Raw genomic sequence first — 8,953 nt, forward strand, 5'->3', positions numbered from 1 at the left:
GGACGTCAGAAGTGTGCCAGAGGCAGCCGCCGAACGGCAGGGGCCCGCGTCGGCCCCGGGGGGCGGAGGCCGACGTTCCAGCGCCCGCCCCGGCCGACCTCCCTGCCGCGCAGCCATATACCGGCCCCCGGAAGACGCCCTTCCACTGATCGGATACAGTCCGCGCGTGTCCGAATCTCAGCACTCCGACCCCAACTCCGCGGCGAACTCCCACTGTTCGAGCTGCGGCGCGCCCTACGGAGAGGGCGTTTCCGGCTGGCCGCGCACCTGCTCCGCGTGCGGCACCGTGGCCTACCGCAACCCGCTGCCCGTGGCCATCGCCCTCCAGCCCGTGTACGACACCAAGGGAACCGCCCTGGTCGTCATCACCCGGAGCATCGCCCCCGCGCGCGGAGGCGTCGCCCTGCCCGGCGGCTACATCGACGACCGGGAGGACTGGCGGCAGGCCGTCGTCCGCGAACTCAAGGAGGAGACCGGCCTCGACGCCGCCGCACGCGACGTGCGGCTCGTCGACGCGATGAGCTCGCCCGACGGGCATCTGCTGCTCTTCGGTCTGCTCCCCGAGCGCCCCGCCGACCGCCTGCCGGCCTCCGCCGCGACCGACGAGACCGAGGGATGGCAGCTCCTGCGCAGGCCGGAGGAACTCGCCTTCCCCCTGCACACGCTGGCCGTCCAGGCGTTCTTCGAGGGCCGCTACATCTGAGCCCGGCGTCCGCCGAGCCCGCGCACCCGCACAGGACGGGGCGACGGGATCGCGCCGTCCTCGTGCTCCAGCTCGACGACCAGTTCCTCGCCCTCCCAGCGGGTGGCGTAGCGCTCGATCACGGGCTCCTCCCAGCCGTCGCCGGGGTCCGGCACCACCAGCCCGCCCCCGGTGCATCCGGGGGCGGGAGCCCACACCTCCAGCTCCAGCCCGCCGTCGTCCCCCCGCACGGGGACGACGGCGCCCGACTGCGCCAGCACCGGGATCCGTGACAGCGGCGCGTCGACGAACACCTCCCCGGGCCCCTCGTACGCCCGCTCCGTCGCCGTGTCGTACCAGCGCCCCCTCGGCAGCCGCACCGCACGCCGCTCGACGCCCCGCTCCAGCACCGGCGCGACCAGCAGACCGTCACCGAGCATGAAGGCGTCCTCACAGTCGCGCAGCCGCCGGTCGTCGGGCGCCGACCACCACAGAGGACGGACATAGGGCGCGCCCGTACGCCCGGCCAGATGCGCCAGCGTCACGAAGTACGGCAGCAGCCGGCGACGCTCGACGAGCGCCACACGCGCGTGCTCCAGCACGAGGGGGCCGAACTCCCACGGCTCCCGGCGTCCCGCCCGCAGACCCGCGTGCGTGCGGAACAGCGGCAGATAGGCGGCCATCTGGAACCAGCGCAGATACAGCTCCGGAGACGGGCAGCCGTCGAAGCCGCCCACATCGGGCCCCGAGAAAGGCACCCCGCACAGACCGAGCCCCATGACCAGCGACAGCGACGCGCGCAGACCCGGCCAACCCGTGGCCACGTCACCGGACCACGCTCCTCCGTAGCGCTGCATCCCCGCCCAGCCGGACCGCGAGAACACGAAGGGCCGCTGCTCGGGAGCCAGGTCCCGCAGCCCCTCGTACCCGGCCCTGGCCATGTTCAGGCCGTACACGTTGTGCGCCTCCCGGTGGTCCCCGCCCCGGCCCTCCAGCGCGTGCCGCGCCGAACGGGGAAGCGTCGGCTCCCCGAAGGCCGCGAACGAGGTCGGCTCGTTCATGTCGTGCCAGAACCCCGCGAAGCCCTGCCCGAGCCGCTCCGCGTACAGGGCGCCCCACCACCGACGCGCACGCGCGTGCGTGAAGTCCGGGAAGACCACCTCGCCGGGCCAGGCCACCCCGCGCACCACACGGCCCGCGGCATCCCGCACGAACACGTCCTCGGCGCTCCCGCCGTCGTACACGGCGTCGCCCGGCTCCGCCGCGACCGCCGGGTCCACGATCGACACCAGCCGCACCCCTTCCTCGCGCAGGTCCTCGGCGAGCTCCGGCAGCTTCCCGAACGCCTCCTGGTCGACCGAGAACACCCGGTGACCGTCGTAGTGGTCGATGTCCAGATGGACCGCGTCCAGCGGCAGGCCCCGCTCCACATAGCCCGAGACGATCCGGCGCACCTCGCGCGCGCCGCCGAAACCCCACCGCGCGTGATGGTGCCCCAGAGCCCACGACGGAGGCGGTGTGGGCGCACCGGTGAGTGACGCCCAGACGAGCAGCACGCGCGCGGGGGTGCCCACCATCACCCAGCACCGCAGCGGCCCGCCCTGCATCCGCAGCACACTCGCGCCGGGACGGTCGTGCCCCGAACCGGCGCCCTCCTCGCCCTCGCGCAGCGTGACCGTGCCGTCCCACGACGTGTCGTGGAACACCAGATGCGACGCCGCGTCCGCCACCACCAGCTGCACCGGCATGGTGATGTACAGCGGATCGTCGGCAGGCCCGAACGCACGGCCCGGATCCGTGTTCCACAACCGGTAGGTGCCACCCCTCAGACGCGGCCCCGACGCCCGCCCGCCCAGCCCGAAGAACCGGGCGTCCGCGGCGACCTCGGACCGCTGCGTCCACCGCGCCACCCCGCCACCGACCGGCTCCCACCACCGCGGCGGCTGATCCCGGCGCACCAGCACCCCACCGGGCGTCTGCACCTCCACGGCGCCGTGCCGCGAGATCACCACCGTCACGCGCTCGGCGACCACCCGCCAGCCGCCCTCCGTGTCCGGCTCCAGCACCGCCCGGGCATCCGGCTCGGGAGACCCCGCGAGCGCGTACGACGGTTCGGGGCAGGCCCCGTCCCACCCCCAGAAGACCGCCCCGTTCACCGCCACGATCACCCGCAGCTCGGAGCGGCTGAACCGGATGACGCCGCCCCCTGGGCCGGGCCGCACCTCCTGCACGGTGCCCGGCACCCGGGCCCGCTCGGGCCCCCTCGGCGGCAACCCGGCGGCATCGGCACGCCGCGTACGCCACGCCCCCCTCAGGGTGCGCACGGCATGGGCGGCCCCCGCAGCGCCCACCGCCTTCATCGAACGCACCAGGTCACGACCGTTCATGCTGCTCAGCCTGCCATTGAGGGCCCCACACGCGGGGGGTCGTTCAACTGCCGTTCACTCGTGCCCGGACCACATCTTCACGACACGGACTATGTGCGGTGCACCCTGGTGCCGAAGTCGATCACATGGCATCGTCCGTGTCATCCGCGTCACGCGCACACCCCCGCCGTGCGCGGCCGACGCACACGACGCGCAGAGTCCGGGAGCCACCCCATGACGATCGAGAACCCGCAGCCGCTGTGGCAGCCAGATCCGCAGCGCATCGCCGACGCGCAGATCACCAGGTTCCAGACCTGGGCCGCCGAGCACCACGGCGCCCCGGCCGACGGAGGCTACGCGGCGCTGCACCGCTGGTCGGTCGACGAGCTGGAGACCTTCTGGAAAGCCGTCACGGAGTGGTTCGACGTCCGCTTCACGAGCCCCTGCACGCGCGTGCTGGGCGACCGCTCGATGCCCGGCGCGCAGTGGTTCCCCGGCGCCACCCTCAACTACGCGGAACACGCCCTGCGCGCCGCCGCCACCCGCCCCGACGAACCCGCCCTCCTGCACGTCGACGAGACCCACGAACCCCAGCCCGTCACCTGGGCCGAGCTCCGCCGCCAGGTCGGCTCCCTCGCCGCCGAACTGCGCGCCCTCGGCGTACGCCCCGGAGACCGCGTCAGCGGCTACCTCCCGAACATCCCGCAGGCCGTCGTCGCCCTGCTCGCCACCGCCGCCGTCGGCGGCGTCTGGACCTCCTGCGCCCCCGACTTCGGCGCCCGCAGCGTCCTCGACCGCTTCCAGCAGATCGAACCGGTCGTCCTCTTCACCGTCGACGGCTACCGCTACGGCGGCAAGGAACACGACCGCCGCGCCGTCGTCGCCGAACTGCGCCGCGAACTGCCCACCCTGCGCGCGGTCGTGCACATCCCGCTCCTCGGCACGGACGCACCCGAGGGCGCCCTGGACTGGTCGGCCCTCACCGCCGCCGACCAGGAGCCCGTCTTCGAACAGGTGCCCTTCGACCACCCCCTGTGGGTGCTCTACTCCTCCGGCACCACCGGCCTGCCCAAGGCCATCGTGCAGTCCCAGGGCGGCATTCTCGTCGAACACCTCAAGCAGCTCGGCCTGCACTGCGACCTCGGCCCCGACGACCGGTTCTTCTGGTACACCTCGACGGGCTGGATGATGTGGAACTTCCTCGTCTCCGGCCTCCTCACCGGCACCACGGTCGTCCTCTACGACGGCAGCCCCGGCTACCCGGACACGGGCGCCCAGTGGCGGATCGCCGAACGCACCGGAGCCACCCTCTACGGCACCTCGGCCGCCTACGTCATGGCCTGCCGCAAGGCCGGCGTCCACCCGGGCCGCGACTTCGACCTCTCCAAGGTGCAGTGCGTCGCCACCACCGGCTCGCCCCTGCCTCCCGACGGCTTCCGCTGGCTCCACGACGAGGTCCGCGACGACCTGTGGATCGCCTCCGTCAGCGGCGGCACGGACGTGTGCTCCTGCTTCGCCGGGGCCGTCCCCACCCTGCCCGTCCACATCGGCGAACTCCAGGCGCCCGGGCTCGGCACCGACCTGCAGTCCTGGGACCCCAGCGGCAAACCCCTCGTCGACGAGGTCGGCGAACTCGTCGTCACCAACCCCATGCCGTCCATGCCGGTCTACTTCTGGAACGACCCCGAAGGCACCCGGTACCACGACAGCTACTTCGACACCTACCCCGGCGTGTGGCGTCACGGCGACTGGATCACCGTCACCTCACGCGGCTCCGTCGTCATCCACGGCCGCTCCGACTCGACCCTGAACCGCCAGGGCGTCCGCATGGGATCCGCCGACATCTACGAGGCGGTGGAGCGCCTGCCCGAGATCAGGGAATCCCTGGTCATCGGCATCGAACAACCCGACGGTGGCTACTGGATGCCCCTGTTCGTCCACCTGGTGCCCGGCGCGGTCCTCGACGACGCCCTGCTCGGCCGCATCAAACAGACCATCCGCGAAGAGCTCTCCCCGCGCCACATCCCGGACGAGATCATCGAGGTCCCCGGCGTCCCCCACACCCTCACCGGCAAGCGCATCGAGGTCCCGGTCAAGCGCCTCCTGCAAGGCACCCCGCTCGACAAGGCCGTCAACCCGGGCTCCATCGACAACCTCGACCTCCTCCACTTCTACGAGGACCTGGCCCGCAAGCGAGCCTGACCACCCCTCGGCCCCGGACTTCCCCACACCGCGGGAGGCCGGGGCCGAGGGCGGGCCCGTTGTCAGTGGCCCTGGTTACTGTGAGTGAGCATTGATCGCCGCACTGCTCACAGGGGGAACGATGACGGACACCGACCACCGCACCATGCGCCACGTCCTGCGCCGCGAGATCGCCGGCACGATCGGCCTGCTCACCGACGAACACGACTTCCGGGTCATGCGCCGGTACCGCAGCTTCACCTTCGACGACCACACGACCTACCTCGACCAGGTCGAGGCCCTCCTCCGCACCCGCGCGGCCCAGGGCAGCCACACCACGATCGCCCTGTTCGATCCGGAGGACTACGCCGCCTTCTGCGCCGGCACCGGCCTCGAACCCGACACCCCGGCCAGCCGCACCCGCTTCACCGCCGAACTCGCGACGACCGGCCCCACCGTCCCCTACGACGGCCGCCCCCTCACGGAGCTCGTCCCGGAACTCGTCGACGAAGCCGTCCGGCAGGCCACCTGGGAGTACGCCGCCACGCTCCTGGCACGCCTCGGCCCCTGTGCCACCTGCGGCGAGGACATCGGCCGCGCGACCTTCGCCCGCGCCTCCCACCTCGTCACCCGCGTCCTCGACACCGCCCCACCCGGCAACCGCCACCTCGTGTGCAGCGTGACGGGCACCCCGGAAACCCTCCTCGCCGTCCTCCACGCCGACCGGCAGCCCGACGGGACCCACCACCTCGACGAGGCCGAACTGCTGGAGTTCACCACCGTCCTCGCCCTCGGCCTCGCCACGCGCAGCCCCGGCGGCCTCGTCATGCGCACCAGCGCCCCAGGCACCACCGACCGCGTCTACGGGTGGCGCCTGCGCGGCGACCAGGGCGACGGCCTCGTCCCCCTCACCGCCGGCGAGGTCTTCGACGCCTACTGCACCGATGTGGAATCCGGAGACCTCATCTCCCCGGAATCCGGCGTCGACTACTGCGTCCCGCCCGACCTCGGGGACGGCGGGGCACCACCGGCACACCGGCACTGACGTGAAAGGGGCGCCCCACCCACAGGTGGAGCGCCCCGGCACACCGCCGAACGCGTCCGGCTACTCGCCCGACAGCACAGCCTGAGCGGCGCTGCGCGCCTCGTCGGCGCTGTCCGCCGCACGCGCCGCCGCAGCCGCACGCTCGCACTGGGCCAGCGTGTACTTCGCCAGCGTCGCCCGGACATACGGGATCGACGCCGACCCCATGGACAGGGAGGTGACCCCCAGACCGGTCAGCACACACGCCAGGAGCGGATCCGACGCCGCCTCACCGCACACGCCACAGCTCTTGCCCTCGGCCTTCGCCGCCTCGGCGGACAGCGCGACCAGGTCGAGCAGCGCGGGCTGCCACGGGTCCTGCAGACGGGACACCGCACCCACCTGACGGTCCGCGGCGAACGTGTACTGCGCGAGGTCGTTCGTCCCCAATGAAAGGAACTCGACCTCCTGCAGGATGGACCGGGCCCGCAGCGCGGCCGACGGGATCTCGACCATCGCGCCGAACTTGGCCCGCAGCCCCGCCTCGCGGCACGCGTCGGCGAACGCCTTGGCGTCCGCGCGGTCGGCCACCATCGGCGCCATGACCTCCAGGTACACCGGTAGGCCCTCGGCCGCCTTGGCCAGCGCCGTCAGCTGCGTCCGCAGCACGTCCGGGTGGTCCAGCAGCGTCCGCAGCCCGCGCACACCCAGCGCCGGATTCGGCTCGTCGGCGGGCGTCAGGAAGTCCAGCGGCTTGTCCGCGCCCGCGTCCAGGACACGGACGACGACCCGGCCCTCGGGGAAGGCCTCCAGCACCTGGCGGTAGGCCGTGACCTGCTTCTCCTCGGACGGCGCCTGCTTGCTGTCGTCGAGGAAGAGGAACTCGGTGCGGAACAGGCCCACGCCCTCCGCACCGGCCTCCACGGCCGCCGGCACGTCGGACGGTCCGCCGATGTTGGCCAGCAGCGGCACCTTGTGCCCGTCCGCGGTGGCGCCCGGACCGGTCGAAGCGGACAGCGCGGCCCTGCGCTCGGCGGCCGCGGCCTCCAACTCGGCCCGCTTCTGCGCACTCGGGTCCACGAAGACATCGCCGGTGCTGCCGTCCACCGCGACGACCGTGCCCTCGGCGAGCTCACCGGCACCCGGGAGCGCGACCACGGCGGGGACACCCAGGGCCCGCGCCAGGATCGCGCTGTGGCTGGTCGGCCCGCCCTCCTCGGTCACGAACCCGAGGACGAGCGTCGGGTCCAGCAGCGCAGTGTCCGCCGGAGCGAGATCACGGGCAACCAGTACATACGGCTCGTCACTGTCAGGGACACCCGGCATCGGGACACCCAGCAGCCGCGCGACGATACGGTTCCGCACGTCATCGAGGTCCGCGACTCGCCCCGCCAGGTACTCGCCGGCACCGGCCAGCAGCTCGCGGTAGGCGGCGAAGGCGTCGTACACGGCACGCTCGGCCGTGCTGCCGACGGCGATACGACGCTCGACGTCGGCCATCAGCTCGGGGTCCTGGGCCATCATGGCCTGCGCCTCGAGCACGGCCTGGGCCTCGCCGCCCGCCAGGTTGCCGCGTGCCGTCAGATCGGCGGCCACCGCCTCCACGGCCTTGCGAGCGCGCCCCTGTTCACGCTCGGCGTCCTCCGCCGGGATCTGCTTGGCCGGCGGTTCCAGGACCGCCGTCCCCATGTGCCGTACCTCGCCGATCGCCACACCGTGGCTCACGCCGACGCCTCGCAGCGTTGTCTCCATCTCACCCGTCTCCGTTGACGCGGCGGGCCCCGCCGCCGCGGTGGTTGTGATCGCTACCTGTGCGCCGCCGTACGACGGCGGTGAAGTCACTTCCAGGCGAAGAGACTGTCGCCGGCCTTCACTTCCCCGCTCTCACGGAGCTCGGACAGCGCCTCGGCCGTGGCCTCGAGCGCGACGACAGGGCACACCGGGGACTTGCCGGCCGCCTCGACCGCGGACGGGTCCCAGCGGACGACGGCCTGGCCGCGCGTAACGGTGTCGCCCTTGCTCACCAGCAGCTCGAAGCCCTCACCGTTCAGCTGCACGGTGTCGATGCCGAGGTGGGTGAGGACGCCGTGGCCCTGGTCGTCGACGACGACGAAAGCGTGCGGATGGAGCGAGACGACAACTCCATCCACCGGGGACACGGCCTCGGAGGGCTCACGGACGGGGTCGATAGCGGTGCCCGGGCCGACCATGGCCCCGGAGAAGACCGGATCCGGTACGGACGCCAGTCCGACGGCGCGTCCGGCGAGCGGGGACGTCACGGTGGTCATGGGAAGCCTCCCAGGGGTGGAGATCGATAGGGCCGTCTCTGCCTGTGCGGGACGGCACTGTTGAGCAGGGTATGTCACATGAAGTGCCGATTCCGTGCGAGCACTCCAGAGTGGTCTAGACCATACAGCAAACCGATTTGCACCCGCTCGTCGGGCGCGTGTACAGTCGTACTCCTGCTTGGGGGTGAGCGACGCCGCTGTGTGTCGTGGCCCGGCAGCACTCAAACTTGTCAGATCCTATCTTCGGATCCCTTTCTGCATGCCTGCGGAACGGTGGTCAGGAGGACGGAAAAACACTGATAGAGTTTGGAACACCGAAGGGAAGCGCCCGGAGGAAAGCCCGAGAGGGTGAGTACGAAGGAAGCGTCCGTTCCTTGAGAACTCAACAGCGTGCCAAAAGTCAACGCCAGAT

At 72.1% G+C, this 8,953-nt stretch carries 6 protein-coding genes; 3 read left to right on the forward strand and 3 right to left on the reverse strand.

Features of this window, described 5'->3' with window-relative positions:
- Positions 1–166 precede the first annotated feature (166 nt).
- Complete coding sequence (locus ADL34_RS27625; protein WP_062673420.1) at positions 167–703, forward strand: NUDIX domain-containing protein; 537 nt, start codon at positions 167–169, stop codon at positions 701–703.
- Here the strand turns inward: ADL34_RS27625 and ADL34_RS27630 are convergent.
- Positions 694–3,069, reverse strand: a complete 2,376-nt coding sequence (locus tag ADL34_RS27630; RefSeq protein WP_062673422.1) for a TIM-barrel domain-containing protein — start codon at positions 3,067–3,069, stop codon at positions 694–696. The genes ADL34_RS27625 and ADL34_RS27630 overlap by 10 nt on opposite strands.
- 213 nt (positions 3,070–3,282) lie before the next feature.
- Here ADL34_RS27630 and ADL34_RS27635 point away from each other — a divergent pair, with 213 nt between their 5' ends.
- Together ADL34_RS27635 and ADL34_RS27640 are read left to right on the forward strand one after the other, a co-directional pair.
- On the forward strand, positions 3,283–5,250 hold the full coding sequence (locus ADL34_RS27635) for an acetoacetate--CoA ligase (protein ID WP_062673423.1): 1,968 nt from the start codon (positions 3,283–3,285) through the stop codon (positions 5,248–5,250).
- 121 nt (positions 5,251–5,371) lie between these two features.
- Positions 5,372–6,274, forward strand: coding sequence for a hypothetical protein (locus ADL34_RS27640; protein ID WP_062673425.1), 903 nt, complete (start codon positions 5,372–5,374; stop codon positions 6,272–6,274).
- Positions 6,275–6,334: 60 nt separating this feature from the next.
- Here the strand turns inward: ADL34_RS27640 and ptsP are convergent, their stop codons facing one another.
- A complete protein-coding gene (ptsP, locus tag ADL34_RS27645) occupies positions 6,335–8,005 on the reverse strand; it encodes a phosphoenolpyruvate--protein phosphotransferase (protein WP_062673427.1) in 1,671 nt (556 codons plus the stop codon).
- A gap of 86 nt (positions 8,006–8,091) precedes the next feature.
- Positions 8,092–8,541, reverse strand: a complete 450-nt coding sequence (locus ADL34_RS27650) for a PTS sugar transporter subunit IIA (RefSeq protein WP_062673429.1) — start codon at positions 8,539–8,541, stop codon at positions 8,092–8,094.
- Positions 8,542–8,953: the final 412 nt, after the last annotated feature.

The organism is Streptomyces sp. NRRL WC-3605 (genome assembly GCF_001509795.1).
Taxonomy (GTDB): Bacteria; Actinomycetota; Actinomycetes; order Streptomycetales; family Streptomycetaceae; genus Streptomyces; species Streptomyces viridochromogenes.

What these genes read in the sequence shown, in the direction of transcription:
- ADL34_RS27630 (WP_062673422.1), bottom strand. Translation starts at nt 3,069, where the DNA reads ATGAACGGTCGTGACCTGGTGCGTTCGATGAAGGCGGTGGGCGCTGCG.
- ADL34_RS27640 (WP_062673425.1), top strand. Translation starts at nt 5,372, where the DNA reads ATGACGGACACCGACCACCGCACCATGCGCCACGTCCTGCGCCGCGAG.
- ptsP (WP_062673427.1), bottom strand. Translation starts at nt 8,005, where the DNA reads ATGGAGACAACGCTGCGAGGCGTCGGCGTGAGCCACGGTGTGGCGATC.
- ADL34_RS27635 (WP_062673423.1), top strand. Translation starts at nt 3,283, where the DNA reads ATGACGATCGAGAACCCGCAGCCGCTGTGGCAGCCAGATCCGCAGCGC.
- ADL34_RS27650 (WP_062673429.1), bottom strand. Translation starts at nt 8,541, where the DNA reads ATGACCACCGTGACGTCCCCGCTCGCCGGACGCGCCGTCGGACTGGCG.